Source organism: Rhizobium sp. 11_C7_N12_5, assembly GCF_051811145.1.
Lineage (GTDB): Bacteria > Pseudomonadota > Alphaproteobacteria > Rhizobiales > Rhizobiaceae > Rhizobium > Rhizobium lusitanum.
The window spans coordinates 2,094,325-2,110,517 of record NZ_JBPWPY010000002.1 but is presented as its reverse complement, the minus strand read 5'-3'; the positions used below and the strand labels follow the sequence as shown (position 1 = coordinate 2,110,517).

At 59.3% G+C, this 16,193-nt stretch carries 11 protein-coding genes and 3 pseudogenes; 6 read left to right on the top strand and 8 right to left on the bottom strand.

The window, feature by feature from the left end; all coding sequences use genetic code 11:
- Positions 1-70: 70 nt before the first annotated feature.
- The 3 genes from AB8B29_RS28900 to poxB all read right to left on the bottom strand — a co-directional run bounded on the left by AB8B29_RS28900 (position 71) and on the right by poxB (position 4,372).
- A complete protein-coding gene (locus tag AB8B29_RS28900) occupies positions 71-1,795 on the bottom strand; it encodes a peptidoglycan D,D-transpeptidase FtsI family protein (protein ID WP_037197041.1) in 1,725 nt (574 codons plus the stop codon).
- A 316-nt stretch (positions 1,796-2,111) separates the two neighbouring features.
- Positions 2,112-2,633 (bottom strand): FUSC family protein, encoded by a 522-nt coding sequence (locus AB8B29_RS28895; RefSeq protein WP_245297572.1) that lies wholly within the window; start codon positions 2,631-2,633, stop codon positions 2,112-2,114.
- A gap of 14 nt (positions 2,634-2,647) precedes the next feature.
- Positions 2,648-4,372, bottom strand: coding sequence for a ubiquinone-dependent pyruvate dehydrogenase (gene poxB / locus AB8B29_RS28890; protein WP_037197039.1), 1,725 nt, complete (start codon positions 4,370-4,372; stop codon positions 2,648-2,650).
- Positions 4,373-4,799: 427 nt separating this feature from the next.
- Between poxB and AB8B29_RS28885 the strand changes: the two genes are divergently transcribed.
- The gene (locus tag AB8B29_RS28885) at positions 4,800-4,946 is read left to right on the top strand and encodes a DUF1127 domain-containing protein (RefSeq protein ID WP_439006903.1); all 147 of its coding nucleotides are present in this window, start codon (positions 4,800-4,802) and stop codon (positions 4,944-4,946) included.
- 602 nt (positions 4,947-5,548) lie between these two features.
- Positions 5,549-6,025: pseudogene (locus AB8B29_RS28880) on the top strand (hypothetical protein); the annotation flags it as partial.
- A 267-nt stretch (positions 6,026-6,292) separates the two neighbouring features.
- Here the strand turns inward: AB8B29_RS28880 and AB8B29_RS28875 are convergent.
- Complete coding sequence (locus AB8B29_RS28875) at positions 6,293-6,496, bottom strand: cold-shock protein (RefSeq protein ID WP_007693942.1); 204 nt, start codon at positions 6,494-6,496, stop codon at positions 6,293-6,295.
- Between the two features lie 152 nt (positions 6,497-6,648).
- Between AB8B29_RS28875 and AB8B29_RS28870 the strand changes: the two are divergent.
- Positions 6,649-6,843: pseudogene (locus AB8B29_RS28870) on the top strand (Fic/DOC family N-terminal domain-containing protein); the annotation flags it as partial.
- 13 nt (positions 6,844-6,856) lie between these two features.
- Here the strand turns inward: AB8B29_RS28870 and AB8B29_RS28865 are convergent.
- Both AB8B29_RS28865 and AB8B29_RS28860 read right to left on the bottom strand, forming a co-directional pair.
- Complete coding sequence (locus AB8B29_RS28865; RefSeq protein WP_051963496.1) at positions 6,857-7,576, bottom strand: ROK family protein; 720 nt, start codon at positions 7,574-7,576, stop codon at positions 6,857-6,859.
- Positions 7,577-7,616: 40 nt separating this feature from the next.
- On the bottom strand, positions 7,617-10,040 hold the full coding sequence (locus AB8B29_RS28860) for a glucan 1,4-alpha-glucosidase (protein ID WP_037197037.1): 2,424 nt from the start codon (positions 10,038-10,040) through the stop codon (positions 7,617-7,619).
- A gap of 724 nt (positions 10,041-10,764) precedes the next feature.
- Between AB8B29_RS28860 and AB8B29_RS28855 the strand changes: the two genes are divergently transcribed.
- On the top strand, positions 10,765-12,711 hold the full coding sequence (locus AB8B29_RS28855; protein ID WP_037197036.1) for a methyl-accepting chemotaxis protein: 1,947 nt from the start codon (positions 10,765-10,767) through the stop codon (positions 12,709-12,711).
- 59 nt (positions 12,712-12,770) lie between these two features.
- Here the strand turns inward: AB8B29_RS28855 and AB8B29_RS28850 are convergent.
- Together AB8B29_RS28850 and bhcR are read right to left on the bottom strand one after the other, a co-directional pair.
- A pseudogene (locus tag AB8B29_RS28850) lies at positions 12,771-12,908 on the bottom strand (cupin); the annotation flags it as partial.
- 128 nt (positions 12,909-13,036) lie between these two features.
- On the bottom strand, positions 13,037-13,846 hold the full coding sequence (gene bhcR / locus AB8B29_RS28845) for an HTH-type transcriptional regulator BhcR (protein WP_037197034.1): 810 nt from the start codon (positions 13,844-13,846) through the stop codon (positions 13,037-13,039).
- A 195-nt stretch (positions 13,847-14,041) separates the two neighbouring features.
- On the opposite strand from bhcR, the gene bhcA reads away from it, so the two are divergent.
- Positions 14,042-15,232 carry an L-aspartate--glyoxylate aminotransferase BhcA gene (bhcA, locus tag AB8B29_RS28840; RefSeq protein WP_037197032.1) on the top strand — a complete coding sequence of 397 codons (1,191 nt, stop codon included), beginning with the start codon at positions 14,042-14,044 and terminating at the stop codon, positions 15,230-15,232.
- 12 nt (positions 15,233-15,244) lie between these two features.
- Complete coding sequence (gene bhcB, locus AB8B29_RS28835; protein ID WP_037197030.1) at positions 15,245-16,192, top strand: beta-hydroxyaspartate dehydratase BhcB; 948 nt, start codon at positions 15,245-15,247, stop codon at positions 16,190-16,192.
- Position 16,193 lies beyond the last annotated feature (1 nt).

Below are 16,193 nucleotides of genomic sequence, written 5' to 3'. Positions count from 1 at the left end.
TTCGAAGAGATTTATTCGTAAAGCGACCTGTCGGTGCTCGTATCTCATCGTTGTTGGAACAACGGCGCCCTCAATAGGCGGCAATCACGTTCGTCCCGAAATCCGGCTCGACGCCGAGGATCGGCGCCGCACGGCTGATGATGTCGTGAACCATCGGCGCGGCCGTTTCGGCGGCGAGGTTCAGGTTGTGTAACCCCGTCAACGGTTGGTCGATGAAGGCTAGCACCACATATTTCGGGTTTGCCATGGGAAAGGCGGCGAGGAAGGAATTGAAGCTGAGCTTATGCGAATAGACGCCGTGGATCACCTTGTTTGCGGTGCCTGTCTTTCCGCCGACATGATAGCCGGGGACGTCAGCAGACCTACCGGTGCCCTGCTCGCCGTTCAGCCTGAACAGATATCTGATCGTGTCGCTGGTGCTCTTCTTGACGATCGTCGTTTCGGTCTTTTCCGCCTCTTCCTGCGTGCGCGGAAGGAAGGTAGGCTCGATCAGCTTGCCGCCGTCAATGAGGGCTGCGCCGGCGACGGCGGTCTGCATCGGCGTGGTGGCGACGCCATGACCGAACGCTATGGTTATGGAGTTGAGCTTCTTCCAAACTCTTGGCTGACTCGGCGCTTTCACCTCGGGCAGTTCCGTCTGCATCTTTGACAACAGTCCGAAGCGGGTCAGATAGGCCTTCTGGTCGCTCATGCCCACCTTGTCCATCATCTTGGCGGTGCCGATGTTGGAGGAATAGCGGAAGATTTCCGGGATCGAAAGAACACGCCGCGGCACGTCGCGGTCATCATGGATGGTGAAGCCGCCGTAATGCAGGGGAGCGCTGGCGTCGAAGGTGTCCGTCAGCTTGACCGTACCGGTATCGAGGGCCAACGCGATCGAGAAGGTCTTAAACACCGAGCCCATCTCGTCGGTGCCGTTCGACATTCGGTTCAGCCAACCCTTGTCGCCGTCGGCCTGCGGATCGTTCGGATCGAAATCGGGGGCCGAGGCCATGGCCAGCACTTCGCCGGTGTGGATGTCGAGAATGACGGCGCCGGCCGCCTGACTCTGGTAGCGGCCGATCGCATCCGACACCACGTCGTGGACGATGTTCTGAACGCGCAGGTCCACCGAAAGTCGCACAGGCTGCAGCGAGTCTTGACTCGTCAAGCCGGTGGAATCGAGATCCGAGAGGCCCTGAGTGTCGAGATATTTCTCCATTCCGGCAACGCCATGATTGTCGATATCGACATAGCCGAGGATGTGGGCCGCGGTGCGGCCGCCTGGATAGAAACGTTTGATTTCCGGTCGAAAACCGATCGCCGGAATGCCGAGCGCCAAAATCTCGCTCTGCTGCTTCGGCGTCAATTGGCGGCGCAGCCAAGCGAAGTGCGAGCGACGGTCGGCGAGCTTTTTATAGAGGGATTTGCGGTCGATATCGGGAAAGACCTCGGCTATTTTCTCCACCGCCTCGTCCGGATCGACAACACGGTTCGGCTCGGCAAACATCGACACGGTACGGATGTCAGTCGCGAGCAACTCGCCGTTTCGATCGACGATATCGGGACGTGCGGCTGTCACATGTTCCGCCGGGATCGATGACGTGTCGTCCCTTGGCCCCATGCCGAAATTGATAAGTCTGGCGAAGATCACGACGTAGATCATGATCAGCCCGCCGCTGAGCATCACGATGCGGGTTTTCGCAAGCTTGGCATGACCTTTGGTTTGCACGGAAGGGCGCCCGCGCGATTCGGGGCCGAAGGTGAGCCTGACGAGGCGGCCGCTGTTTGCGCTTAAAGCATGGATGATCGACATTGCTGATTTATTCGCGAGAACTGGAAAAGCGGATGCGCCTTTCGATCAGAAATTTATAGCGTCAAGATGGTTAACAAGAATCTAATCTTTGATTGTCCGTTTGCCGCCCACACCCATCGTGTCCGCGCTCCGGACCACTGGAAAGCCGTGACCGCCACGCTTGTGGCAGTCGGAATCTCGGTAGCCGTCAAGACTGCGGCTCGATCTATCACTTCAAACGCAGCGCGACATTGCCTCGGTTATCACCGCCTTTTCCACGGGCATGTCCACGCTTTTGATTTCAGTTGTTTCTCCAGGCATGCACGGGAGAGCGCCATCACGGCTTTTCCGGCAAATCGGCAGGATCAGGCCCCGCTCTGCCAAACATGCCCCTAATCACTGCTTCCGAGACGGCATGCAACGCCGCACCGACCAAGCCGCCGAGAAAAACCTCGGTACCGCGATAAAGGCCGACCATGTAGAGAGGCATGCCCGGATCTACCGTCAGGAACACGATCGGCCCTGTCCACATGCAGACCCTAACTGCGGGATAGCGGCGCGCGACGATGGCGCAGAGCCCGACGGCAAGCGCGATCTGGATTGCCACATCGGCGCCAAGCGGAGCGGTGAGGCTGCCGACGGCCACGGCGACGACGATGCCGATCACCGTGCCGATCAGCCGCCAGGCCATGGCGCTGCGCGTTTCGGTCAGCTTCTCCTGCGAGACGATGATCCCCGACATCGCCGCCCATACCGGATGCGGCAGGCCGATAGCGGATGCCAGCATGTAGGAGAATGTCGCTGCAGCCGAGCAGCGCAATACGAAGGCCACATGCCTGGCGAGCTCCAGTCCGGTCACGCGCCGCTCTCCTGTCAGAGCCTGAGATTGGTTTTGGCGAGTTCCACGACCTCGTCGCCCCGACCATTGATGATCGCTTTCAGCATGTAGAGGCTGAAGCCCTTGGCCTGTTCGAGCTTGATCTTTGGCGGCATGACCAGTTCCTGCTTTGCCGTGACGACATCCACGAGCACCGGGCCGCGATGCGCCAATGCCTCGCGCAGCGCGCCCTCGAGATTACCGGAATCCTCGACCCGGTACGCCTTGACGCCCATCGCCTGGGCCATGGCGGCAAAGTTCGGGTTCTTCAGGTCGGTCCCGGTGTCGAGGAAGCCGCCGGCCTTCATTTCCATGGCAACGAAGCCCAGCGAGCCGTTGTTGAAGACGACTATCTTCACCGGCAGTTCGAGCTGGGAAAGGGTGATGAAGTCGCCCATCATCATCGTGAAGCCGCCATCGCCGGAGAGCGACACGACCTGCCGGTCGGGCGCGGCTGCCTGAGCACCAATGGCCTGCAGCATGGCATTGGCCATCGAGCCGTGGTTGAACGAGCCGAGCAGGCGACGCTTGCCGTTCATCGTCAGATAGCGGGCCGCCCATACGGTCGGCGTGCCGACATCGGCGGTGAAGATCGCGTCCTCAGACGCGATTTTGCTTATCAGCCGCGCCAGATACTGGGGGTGGATGGGATTGCCCTTCGCCGACGGCACGGCGAGATCGTCGAGTCCCTTTCGGGCCTCGGCATAATGCTTGCGGGCGGCATCGAGGAAGGCATGGTTCGGTCGATCCTTAAGGTGCGGAAGTAGCGCTGCGATTGTCTCGGACACATCGCCAACGATGCCTTGGGTCAGTTGCGTCCGTTTGCCGAGTGCGCCTGGGTTGCGGTCGATCTGAACGATCCTGGCATCCTTGGGATAGAAGGGACGGTAGGGGAAATCAGTTCCCAGCATCAAGAGCGTGTCGCAGTTCAACATGGCATGATAGCCCGACGAAAAGCCGATCAGTCCGGTCATGCCGACGTCATAGGGATTGTCCCATTCGACATGTTCCTTGCCGCGCAGGGCATGAACGACCGGCGCGCCGAGCTTTTCAGCCAGCGCCACCACAGCATCATGGGCACCGGCGCAGCCGCTGCCGGCCAGGATCGTTATGGCGTCCGATCCGTTGAGCAGCGTCGAGAGCCGGCTGATCTCTGCGTCCGAAGGGAGAATGCGCGGCGGCTGCAGTTGCGCCCAGCCTGTTTTCGCGCCCGCTGGTGCGTCGGCGAGCGCCACGTCGCCTGGAATGACGAGCACGGCCACGCCATTGCGACCGATTGCCGTGTTGAGCGCCCTGTGCAGGATCTCCGGCATCTGGGCGGGATTGGATACCAGTTCGCAGAAATCGCTGCATTCGCGGAACAGCTCCTGCGGATGGGTTTCCTGGAAATAGCCCAGGCCGATTTCCGAGGACGGGATATGAGCGGCGATCGCCAGGACGGGCACGTGGTTGCGCTGGCAGTCGTAGAGCCCGTTGATCAGATGCAGGTTCCCCGGTCCGCAACTCCCTGCGCAGACAGCAAGCTTGCCGGTGACGGCAGCTTCCGCGCCGGCCGCAAAAGCGGCGGTCTCCTCATGGCGCACATGCATCCAATCGATCCGGCCGAGACGCCGCAGGCTGTCGTTGAGGCCGTTCAGGCTGTCGCCCGTCACTCCCCATATGCGCTCGACGCCGGCTTCCGCCAAGGTTTCAGCCAACAGATCGGCAAGGGTCTGCGTCATGGAGTTGCTCCTTCGGTCGTGAGACGGGGCGCAGATGGCTTGTGGGCGCTATCTCGCCGGGTGAATCTCCCTTTGAGAATAGCGCGGATCCACGTCGGAGAAACGGGGCGATGTGGCATTTTTCTTCGAGGCTTCCGCGACCGGGTTGGTCACGATGGCGCAGCTGCCCCAGAAGCTTGTCCTCATCGAGATAGATGCGAGACAACTGCCTGGTGCGCCGAGCAATGTTTGGACCGTCGAACAGATTTTGGCCTAAAAAACGATCATCCCTCATGTAATCCGTGAAACCAATGCATTGAATGCATAGGTGCAGTGCGGGATTATCTCTGTTTTAAACCGATTGAAACGCCTATATTCCAATCATCGAAACGACGCCGGGGCCAAACAAGGTTGCTGACGTCAGAAAGCCTCAGGAAAGGGGATTATCATGAACGTAGCACGCTCTTTCAACAACTGGCGCAAGTTCCGTAAGACTGTTAACGAACTCGGTCGCATGTCCAGCCGCGAACTGCAGGACCTCGGCATCGATCGTGCCGATATCCGCAGCGTTGCCCGCGCATCGATCGCGCGCTAACCGCATAGTCTTTACGACTGCTCGACGCCCGCTGATGACGCGGGCGTTTTTGCGTCAGCCGCTCCTGTTCGAGATCGGTTTTCTCCTCCTTCTGTACCGAGTTTTCCGACTTGTGTTTCTTGCATAGCTGCAGTGCAGCATAAGCTATATGAAATCTCGATGATTGGGGTATTGTTAGCTCCATCGAAGTGATGCACCTCCTCCCGCAGAGCTTCGAGTTTCAGACGGCCCACTCCTCCTCCCAGGGACGTCTGTAGGAATAGCGGCACTCCTCCTCCCAGTCGCTGTTCGGTTCTTTTCGAAAAGCCTGCCGCACCTCCTCCCGCGGCAGGCTTTTTCGTTTTGGACCATGTTTCCTTGCCAGAAAGCATTCAAGATAGCCCCGCTGCGAAGGCGCCTAACGGCTGCAATAGATCGGATATGCCGGGCAAACATTCCAAGCCAATTTACCGTCTGCCATTCCAACCCTTTGTAAGCATGGAACTTTCTGCAAATGGGTTGGCGGTTCGAGCCCCTTCAAACCGCCTGAGGCAAAGTCATATCTGTCGAAATCGCCTTCAGCGCGCCGCTCGCGAGGCCCTTGGTGATGTGTCGATGCAGCGCTTCGCAGACTTCCGCTTTTCCGTGACGGCTCGGTGCAATGCGCTGTTCTGTTCGAGGAGAAGAAGAAGCTGGTCGTGCCTGCCGATCACAGGGTGTGCGACAGAGACCTGATCGATCCGAAGGAACGCGCGTTCGAGACCTTGCCGACACTACCGGATAATCATCGGTTGGGAGCGTGGGCGGCGATCCATTTCCCTGACCACACGCCCTCTGGGAAGCCCATTGCGCGCGAGCCGGTCATGACGGCGATCGGGGAACGTCTTGCGGTCGTCGAATCACGCGAGGCTGTCGTCATCGTTGGCGAGCACCTTGAGCGCTACTATTCGAATCCCGCCATCAGATATATCGAGATTGGTGTTGCTCCCGTGGAAACCGCTCTTGTGAGGCGTCGAGTTGATCGCCGGCGCGCAATACAGGATCTCGAAGAGTGCTCACGCGATGTCGCAGCTGGGTTGGTCGATACCGCAGAGGGTTGAGGGCGCCGCAGTCGGGGCGTGGCGCGCTGACGACTGCGCGGATAGCCTTGCAGCGAAACGGCGCAAAAATCGCGCGGATCGGAACAAAGCAGGCATGCTCGGAGAGCAAGCCAAAAGAAAGCGGCGCCATGTCGGGCCGGGTTCTGAAATAGTCGTTGTCTGCACGCCGGAGCGGCTGGTTCGATTCCACTCAAGCAGTGGGGTTGATTTAGCCTGTTCTAATCATGAAGCAGGCTAAATCCGCGGCGGGTCCGCTAGCTCATGCGATCAGAGCACGCTGACGTTTTCAGCCTTCGACTTTCCAGTCTTCCGGTCCTGGCCCAATTCGTAGCTAACCTTCTCACCTTCTCTGAGAGAACCGCCCCGCTGCAGAGCGGAAACGTGAACGAACACATCCGTTCCTCCGTTCTCGGGAGTAATGAAGCCAAATCCCTTGTCTTCATTGAAAAATTTCACAGTACCTGTAGGCATCGTATTTCCTCTTCACTTCCACGGCCATCTAGCTCGCGCACTGACCTTATAGCGCGTGTGCTTTACTATCAACAATCCGAAACTCTTCAAGAGTTTCCCATTTTCCGGAGATTTCAGCCATCAAGGTAGGATTTTGATGAAGTTCTCCCCTTCTTTTGTCGCGGCTTAGCTTGGCGGAGCGTGCCGTCGGACGGCTAGACGATATCACGACGCCGTTCCGCGTCGAGAGCTGTTTCTTTAGATGTATGTCAGGAAGGAAGCCGTTCTATCCTCGCAGATCGCAGGAACACGATCGACGATCTCCGATCTCCTTCGTTTTTGAGACGGAGGCGCAGGCGGGCAAGCCATGCCGGATTCAGCCTAAAATCTCAGGCTTTCGTCCGTCCATAGGCGAAAGCCGCCAAGAAATGCATTCTCGTTGTCGCCGGCGCGGCAGCCGTCGGGCAGCTTCTCGAGCTTGTCGACATTGCCGCCACCAATGACAGTTTCATGCGGCAGCAGGGCCGCTTGCAATCTGCCGACGATCTTCTCGACCGATTTGCGCCATTTCTTCTTGCCATATTTCACGAGACCGCGCTCGCCGGCGAAGTCCTCGAACGTCTCATTATTTTTGTAGGGCAGATGTGCAAGTTCCATGGGCAAGCAGACGTGATCGACGACCATTGCCGAACCCAGCCCGGTGCCCAGCCCAACAAACAGCATGTTGCCGCCCGCATAGCTGCCGATCGCCTGCAAAACTGCGTCGTTGACGAGCCTGACAGGCTTGCCGAAAGCGGCGGAAAAATCGAAGTCCTTCCAGCCGGCCCCCAGATTGTGCGGCTCCGCCGCTGGTTTATTGTCGGCGACCGGGCCGGGATATCCCATGCCGATGACGTCGTATTGCCAGTCGGCGGTAAGCTCCTTGACTGCTTCGACCATCTTTTGCGCGGACATTGCCGCACCGGAGACGGCTGCCCGCCGGTCGCTGCCGGAACTCAGACGCGTTTTGACATGCGAGCCGCCAAGATCGATTGCCAGGACGACGAGATCCTGCGGCGCGGCCGACGTTGTGTGCTCGAGAGATTCGGGTTTTGCGGTCACGGTGCGTCTCCCCTTCTGGTAGGTTTGTTGTTAGTGACGTTTAGGCGTCGCCGTCGGCCACGACGACTGAGAAATCCTCTCCCTCCCAATGGTCGGTGTCAGACCAATAGAAGGTGAAGGCGATCACCGCGCCCTTTGGCAGCCGTTCAGTCGCAAGCTCCGCAACATCGATGCCGAAGCCGTTTTGGCGGGTTGTGGTATCGCTTGCGCTTTCCCAACCATCCGAACTCCAGCGCACCACAGCCCGCGCCATCACTTCGATTCTCAGGCGCTTGCCGACAGAAACCCGCGATGTCTTGTTGTTAAAGCGCCAGAGCACGAAGGGCGCGGTGGTCTTGTTCTTGATATAGCGCTCGACGCCCTGTGGCGGCATGTCGAAAACGGCATTGTCTCTCAGCGAACGCAGCAGCTTGATGTGTTCGGCATGCGCCCAGACGAGCGGCATCGCACTGCCGGATGGCTCGCCGAAAACAAGGCCTCGCTCGGGTATGTCAGCCTGGTCCCATACTTGCTCGGGCAGAAGCCCGCCCGGTCCTGCAGAGCCTTCAAGAGCGCTGAGCAACGCGATCGCCGCTTTTGGCCTGCCGGCAGCAAGTTCATAGTGGGCTCGTTCGCCGGCGAGCAATGGCCACGGGCGACCGATGCCGATGCCGTCGAATGGGCCGCCATCGGCATGCTCGCCATAGCCGTCCCCAGTATAGCGATACCAGAGCGGACCTTGCGGCAGATCGCATTTGAGATGAGCGTCGATAACCCTGACGGTGTCCAGAATGCGTGGATCGTTGGCGGCACGCAATCCGAACCGAACCAGCGCCAAGGCATCCGGGCTGACGACGCGGGCCGTCGGCAGAAACGATTCCGAGAGCGGGCGGTTCTTGATCGGCACGAAACCATCGGCAGGCGAGGCGCCGTCGGCGATCTCGGGTGGGGCGATGCGCACATAATAGCCCTTGACCCCAAGATCGGCACTAGCGGCATCGGCGCCGACATAGGCCCAGCGCTCGATCTGGTCATTCCAGGCATCGGCGGTCTGTCTGAGATAATCGGCATTGTGGTCCTGTCCGGCAATCTCCAGAATGTCGGCAGCGGCGAGAAGCGCGGCGATCTCGACAGCAAGGGTAAAGGGAGAGAAGCCGCCGTCTTCCTCCCAGCGGTCCTCACCCGTTACCGGGCCGTTCACGACCACATAGCGCGCCGCTCGCTCGACCATCGAGACATAGGACAAGAGCGCTTCGCCGGTGAGCGCTCCTTCGCGGCGCAGCGCGTCAGCCAGCAGGATCGGAAAGGCGCATTCATCCATCTGTATGCCGGTCCAATAGGGTACGCCGTCGAGCCAGGCGTTCTGCGGCCAGTGCCCGTCCGCCTCCTGGATCGTCCGAAGATAGGCAAGGATACGGAGCGCATCTTGAGGGGCGCCGGCCGCAAGGAAGCCGCCGGCCGTCTCGACGAGATCGCGTGGCCAGACCAGGTGATAGCCTCCGAGATCCTCATCGCCCTTGGCAAAGCCCCAGGGGATAGACAGCGAGGCGACGGCCGGACCCTCGAAGGACAAAGGCCGGTGCGTGGCGAGAACGGCCGTCGATATCCGGTAGCGATTGAGTTCGGGCGGCGGCGCTCTCGGTTCGTCGAGCGCCAGTAGTGTGCTTTGCCATCTCCGCCAGTCGGCGACGTAGCTACGCTCGGCATCCTCGTAGCCGGCCTGCAGGCTGGCAAGCGCGTTGTAGCCCGCCTCCTCGGAACGGTTTCCGAAGCCGAGCGAGAGAAGAACGGTGTCGCTGCCGGCCGCAAGATCAATTTCGCCTGTTAGCGCGACGTTGCCGTCGGCGGCACGAGTGATGCGCGGGTCCAATTGGCCGGCCTCCTGCAACTGGCGCCATCCATCGGAAATGCCGACATAGCCGGCGGACGCCGTCCGCCATCCGCCGCTAACGGCAAGCGCCAGTGAGATACCGCCCTTGCCCGTCGCAAAGAGCATCGGCGTGCCCTTGTAATCGCCAACCCAGCCGGTGTTGCCGCTGCCGGCATTGACCAGATGCGGGGCGGCAAGCACATAGAGGCGATAGTCGTGGACCGACCCTTGCAACGCTTCGAATGATATTTGCTGCAGTAAGCTGTTGCGCACCGGATCGACGATGATGCGCTTGACGATCCGGTAGCGCCCATCGAGTGCCGTGTTGACGAGCCGATAGGCCGGAACGCCGTCCTCGATCGTCGTAACAATGCTTTCGGTATCGCGTTTTTCCTCGGAGAAATAGCCGTCCGGACCGGTGACGATCAGGCCAAGATCGCGCGTACAGGCGCAATCGACGCGCGGAAAATAGACTTCGTTGAGGATGCCGTGGCTCAGCGTGAACCATATGCGGCACGCCGATGAGAGCGCCGTGCCAACACCGCTCTTCGCGCTGGATGTCCAGCGAGGGGCGATACCCCCCGCATTAGAGCCCGAAGCATCGTCCTGTGTCATGCGTCCATCTCCGTTATCGGCGCAATCTGCTCCGACAAATCCGCTTCGGCAAGAGCTGCTTGCGACGCGCCGGGAATGGCGCGGCAACGGGGGTACCGATGGAATATTCGGATCGTCGATCAGGCCAGGAATTACCTACCCCTTAGCGATGAGGGGTTCGCATCGACTAACGAGATCACCGGCAGGCTGAACTTTTCTGTTGCCGCATAGGATTGGGGGGAAGAGCCGAAATCGTGAGCTTTGACACAGCAGGCACGGTGGCCGTCGATATTGTGATCGGCTGCCATCGCCACCAGCCCGGCCACACCATACCGGTGGCATACGGTCCCGAATTCAGGCCAATCGCTGTTCTACATCGCGATGCCGGATGTTCGGTGCTGATTGATGGTCGTTCCAGCCGCGCGATATGAGTTGCCGACATAAAATGCCAGGGCTGCTCTATGCCTCCTTGTGGAAGCGGACGAAGGCGAATCGTCTGCTGTCCGGCGCCCAGGCGTCATGAAATCCGTCGATAAGGACAGTCGGCAATTTGGTTGTTTGGAAGGTGAATATCGGAAAGGTGGCCGCGCGGCAGCATCAAAGCAGGAGATTATACTTACAACCTGAAGTAATTTTTGAATATTATAATATAATTTCATATAATCAAAGTAGAAATGTATGGTTGATAAATAATTAAGAATGTTTGGCTAGTTTTGCTATAGAAACAAACTGGGGGAGTGCGACGATGGCGTCGATACAACATAAGATCATCATTGCAAGTGTCGCAATTTTCGCCCTGGCCGGTGGCGCCACGGGTGTCGGGCTGTGGTCAGCCGCAACTCTTGCAGATAACAACGCCGAGGTTGCCCGTACGGCGGATGTGCTTCGGAACCACATGCAGGCGGACATGATGCACGATGCGCTTCGGGCAGACGTGCTGGCGTCGATGCTGGCGGCAAATCCGGCGGCAGGGATCACCACGGACGCGGTAAAGGCCGATCTAAACGAACACAAGGCCTCTTTCCGGGAAATGATCGAAGCCAACAAAAGGCTCGCAACCGACAAGAGTGTGCAGGAAGTGCTTGTCAACGTCGAAGCTCCTCTTTTGAAGTATATCGACAGTGCCACGGCGATGGTCGATCTTGCTGCGAAGGATCAGGATGCAGCCATGAAATCGCTACCCGAATTCATGAATCAGTTTTCCGCTCTTGAAACGGCCATGGAACAGGCCGGGGATCAGATCAGTGCCTTGTCCGCTGCAACGGCAAAACAAAGTGCCCGTATGCAAGCCTTCGTGGACAGGCTTTTGAACGGCCTTCTCGGTTTGACAGCTCTATTTTCCATCAGCCTCTACTGGTTGACACGCAAGACGGTTACGAAGCCTATCCTTGCTCTTTCCAATGATATGGAGAGGCTGGCCGGGGGCGAGACCGACATCCGTTGCGGCGCGATTGGTCGTTCAGACGAAATCGGTGTCATGGGATCGGCCTTTGAAGTCTTCCGACAAGCTGCGATTGCCAATAAGCAGCTTGAACAGGATGCAGAGGCAGCCAGAAAGCAAGCCGAATCGGATCAGGTCGCTGCTCGACGCGAGGCCGACGAAGAGGCGACGGATCGTCTTCGCGTCGCCACATCAGGCCTTGCGGCCGGATTGAAGCGGCTTGCTGGCGGCGATCTGGCATTCCAGCTTGACGAGCCTTTTTCCGGGGATTTCGAAGCGCTTCGGCAGGATTTCAACAGGTCGGTCAAGCAGCTTGGAGATGCGCTCGGCGGAATCTCCATCGCCATTGCAGCGATCGATGACGGTACGCGCGAGATTTCTTCCGGCGCCAACGATCTCTCCAGGCGCACCGAACAGCAGGCGGCCTCCCTTGAGGAAACAGCCGCGGCGCTTGACCAGATCACCGTCAATGTATCGAATTCGAGCAGGCGCGCCGACGAGGCCCGCACTGCGGCGACCGAAGCCAATCGCAGCGCCGCAAAGTCCGCCGAAGTCGTATCGCACGCCGAGGAAGCCATGCGCCGCATCGAGGCATCCTCGCAACAGATTTCCAGCATCATCGGGGTGATCGACGAGATCGCCTTCCAGACAAATCTTCTGGCGCTGAATGCCGGGGTCGAGGCAGCGCGCGCCGGTGAAGCCGGAAAGGGTTTTGCGGTTGTCGCTCAGGAAGTGCGTGAACTTGCACAGCGATCGGCACAGGCAGCCAAGGAGATCAAGGGGCTGATCCAGAAGTCGTCATCGGAGGTTGAAAGCGGCGTCAAGCTCGTGCTGGATACCGGCATGTCGCTGAAGACGATTGGCGAGCAGATCGCTGACATCAACCAGCACATGAACGCCATTGCGACCTCAGCGAAGGAACAGTCCACCGGATTGGCAGAGGTCAATACGGCCGTCAATTCGATGGATCAGACAACACAGCAGAACGCAGCCATGGTCGAACAATCGACCGCAGCCTCGAATAGCCTGGCAATGGAGGCAGCCAAGCTTCGTGATCTGGTCTCCCAGTTCACGCTGCAAGCTTCCGCCTCCGCACAATCTGCAGCGCTGCGCAGGACGGGACGGGCGATGGCTGAACCCGATAGGCAGGCGACCGTCGTCTCCATGATGCCTCAGCCTAGACGAGCCGCAGCCGCCGGAAACAGGGCATCGGCTTCAGCAGCCTCTCAAAAGGAATGGGAAGAGTTTTGAGGCTTCGTACCGGTCAGGTCGACCGGTACGTCGCAGCTGACGGAGAACTGCGGAAAGACGGAGAGCCGGTTCTCCTGATATTCCGCCACCTTGAAGACGGCGACGAATTGCAGATCCGTCTTGCTGGTGTTTTCGATGATATGGCCTTGGCTTTTCCTCATGTATCCGATGTCGCCCGGCCGGAAGTCGGCAGTCCGGTACATGACGAACCCTCGCATCTTGCCCGGCGCGAACCGAGCGCCTGGCTGGCTGATATGGGAAGCCGCTGAGCAGAATCATACTTAAGTCGAGGTCGGCTGGGTAACGGGCCGGGCCTAAACCTCGATTACGGTGCGCCGAGGCGACGGGACACCATTCTCGCCGCGCTTCTCACCCGCTCGCCGAGCTGGTGGATATCAGCGTCCGGAAGACGATGTATTGGTCCGGAAACGGAAATGCCTGCCACCGCCTCGCCGTGCACGTTCAGGATGGGCGCCGCGACGCATCGCATCCCCTTCGTGCGTTCCTCGTCGTCGAACGAATAGCCTCTCTCCCGCGTCTTCTGCAGTTCCTCGCGCAATTGCTCGAAGGAACGCACGGTGTTTTCCGTAAATCGCTCGAATTCTTTCTTCCGGAAGAGCGCTGAAAGCCGGTCTTCGTCATATGTGCTGAGAAGCGCCTTGCCGATGCCGGAGGCATGCAGTGGCGATAGTGTTCCGGGTGGGAAAAAGGCACGGATCGACTCATGAGTCTCGACCTGGCTGATGAACAGGACGTTGCCGTCCTTCTCGATGCCGAGATTGGATGTCTCTCCGGTTTCGAGCATGAGTTCGCGCATGATGGGGCGGCTCCGCTCGACGACGTTGGAGCGACGGAGGAAAGCTGCGCCAAGCCGATAGGCCTCGGGACCGATGTGCCAAACCTGGCGATCGGGACTGATCTCGACGAACTCGCGGCGCTCAAGCGTCGCCAACACGCGGTGCATGGTTGCTGCCGATTGCCCGAGCTGGCCGGCCAGTTCCGACAATGTCTTGCCTTCCGGCGTCGCGAGAGCATCGAGGACATCCAGTGCCCGATCGAGCGCCTGGATCGTGTTTTGTGTCTGAGGGCCGTTGAAGGCCTTGGGGCGGCCTCTTCGGCGCGGTTTTTGAGGCATCAGCCGTCGTCTCCAATGGCGTTCAGTCGATAAAAAATTCTGACTTGAAAAATACATTTATACCATGAAAAATACCAATCAATTGATTATATTGCATATTATAACAATAATAACGATTTTGAAAAATCATTTCAAAAAAATTTATCTCCTATTTCCGGCGTGCTATCAATTCTCCCACAACAGGAGGACGCCCAAATGTATATGCAAAATCCCGTCTTCATTCCGGGCCCGACCAACATGCCTGAGATCCTTCGCAAGGCTGCGGACATGCCGACGCTCGACCATCGCTCGCCCTTGTTCGGACAAATCCTTCGTCCGGCGCTTGCGGGTGTGAAGAAGATCCTGAAAACCGAAGCCGCCTCCGTCTATGTATTTCCGTCCACGGGAACCGGCGGATGGGAGACGGCGATTACAAACACGCTCAGCCCCGGCGACCGTGTCCTTGCCGCGCGCTATGGCATGTTCAGCCAGCGCTGGATCGATATGTGCCAGCGGCACGGGCTGAAAGTCGACATCATCGAAGCCGCATGGGGTGGCGGCGCTCCAGCCGCCCGCTACGAGGAGATCCTCGCGGCCGATACCGCGCATGAGATCAAGGCGGTTCTCGTCACTCATAACGAGACGGCAACCGGCGTTAAATCCGATATCGCCGCCGTTCGGCGGGCGATCGACGCGGCGCGTCATCCGGCTTTGTTGTTTGTCGATGGCGTCAGCTCCATCGCTTCGATGGATTTCCGCATGGACGAATGGTTGGTCGACATCGCCGTCACGGGCTCGCAGAAGGGCTTCATGCTGCCTGCAGGCCTCGCGATCACGGCCTTTTCGCCGAAGGCGCTGGCGGCGGTCGAAACGGCCAAGCTTCCGCGGACATTCTTCGACATCGGAGACATGGCCAGGAGCTACGCAAACAATGCCTATCCCTACACGCCGGCCGTCGGGCTGCTAAACGGGCTCAAGCTGTCGACGGAACTATTGCTGGCGGAAGGCCTGGAGAATGTCTTCGCCCGCCATCGGCGCATCGCCTCGGGCATTCGTGCGGCCGTCCGGGCATGGGGGCTGGAGCTCTGTGCCATGAGCGAAGACCTCTACTCGGACACGGTCAGCGCAATCCGCACGCCTGAGGGCTTCGATGCGACGTCGATCGTGGCGCACGCCGCCAAGACATATGATGTCGCCTTCGGGGTTGGCCTCGGCGAGGTTGCCGGCAAGGTCTTCCGCGTCGGCCATCTCGGCAGTCTCACCGATGTCATGGCGCTGTCGGGCATTGCGACGGCTGAAATGGTCATGGTCGATCTCGGCCTCGACATCAAGCTCGGCTCGGGTGTTGCCGCTGCGCAGGACTATTATCGCGACGGCCGCACGTCCAAGGTCCGGGCCGCTGCCTGAGGAGCCGGAACCATGTATATCCCAACACTTGCCGACATGACTGCCGCGGATGAGCGGATCAGGCCTTACATTCATCGAACCCCGGTTCTGACGTCCAGCTTCATCAACTCGCTGGCCGGAGCCGAACTGTTCTTCAAATGCGAGAATTTCCAGAAAGCGGGAGCCTTCAAGGCACGCGGCGCGTCGAACGCTGTTTTTGGCCTCAGCGACGAACAGGCCGCCAGGGGCGTTGCCACGCATTCGTCCGGCAACCACGGGACATGCCTTTCCTATGCGGCCGGCCGTCGCGGAATTCCGTGCACGGTCGTCATGCCGCGCACCGCGCCGCAGGCAAAGAAGGATGCCGTCCGGGGATATGGCGGCAAGGTCGTCGAGTGCGAACCTTCGACCTCATCGCGCGAGGCCGTTTTCGCCGAAGTCGTGGCTGAAACGGGAGCGGAGTTCGTGCATCCCTACAACGATCCGCGAGTCATCGCGGGACAGGCGACCTGCTCGAAAGAACTGATCGAACAGGTTGACGGGCTCGATGTCGTCATCGCCCCGATCGGCGGGGGCGGAATGGTCTCGGGAACCTGCCTCACTCTCTCCAATCTTGCGCCCCGCATCAAGATCTACGCAGCAGAGCCGGAGCAGGCTGATGATGCCTACCGCAGTTTCAAAGCCGGCCACATCATCGCAGACGACGCGCCGAACACCGTGGCCGATGGTCTCAAGGTGCCGCTGAAGGAGCTGACCTGGCATTTCGTCAGAAACCACGTCACGGATATCCTGACGGCTTCCGAGGAAGATATCGTCGATGCAATGAAGCTCATCTGGAAGCGGATGAAGATCGTCATGGAGCCTTCCAGCGCCGTGCCTCTGGCGACCATCCTGAAGAACACGCACGTCTTTGCCGGAAAACGCGTCGGCATCATCATCACCGGCGGCAACGTCGACCTCGATAAATTGCCTTGGCAATAGG

Coding starts and splice junctions, on each gene's coding strand:
- AB8B29_RS28900 (WP_037197041.1), bottom strand. CDS start 1,795: ATGTCGATCATCCATGCTTTAAGCGCAAACAGCGGCCGCCTCGTCAGG.
- poxB (WP_037197039.1), bottom strand. CDS start 4,372: ATGACGCAGACCCTTGCCGATCTGTTGGCTGAAACCTTGGCGGAAGCC.
- AB8B29_RS28885 (WP_439006903.1), top strand. CDS start 4,800: ATGAACGTAGCACGCTCTTTCAACAACTGGCGCAAGTTCCGTAAGACT.
- AB8B29_RS28875 (WP_007693942.1), bottom strand. CDS start 6,496: ATGCCTACAGGTACTGTGAAATTTTTCAATGAAGACAAGGGATTTGGC.
- AB8B29_RS28860 (WP_037197037.1), bottom strand. CDS start 10,040: ATGACACAGGACGATGCTTCGGGCTCTAATGCGGGGGGTATCGCCCCT.
- AB8B29_RS28855 (WP_037197036.1), top strand. CDS start 10,765: ATGGCGTCGATACAACATAAGATCATCATTGCAAGTGTCGCAATTTTC.
- bhcR (WP_037197034.1), bottom strand. CDS start 13,846: ATGCCTCAAAAACCGCGCCGAAGAGGCCGCCCCAAGGCCTTCAACGGC.
- bhcA (WP_037197032.1), top strand. CDS start 14,042: ATGTATATGCAAAATCCCGTCTTCATTCCGGGCCCGACCAACATGCCT.
- bhcB (WP_037197030.1), top strand. CDS start 15,245: ATGTATATCCCAACACTTGCCGACATGACTGCCGCGGATGAGCGGATC.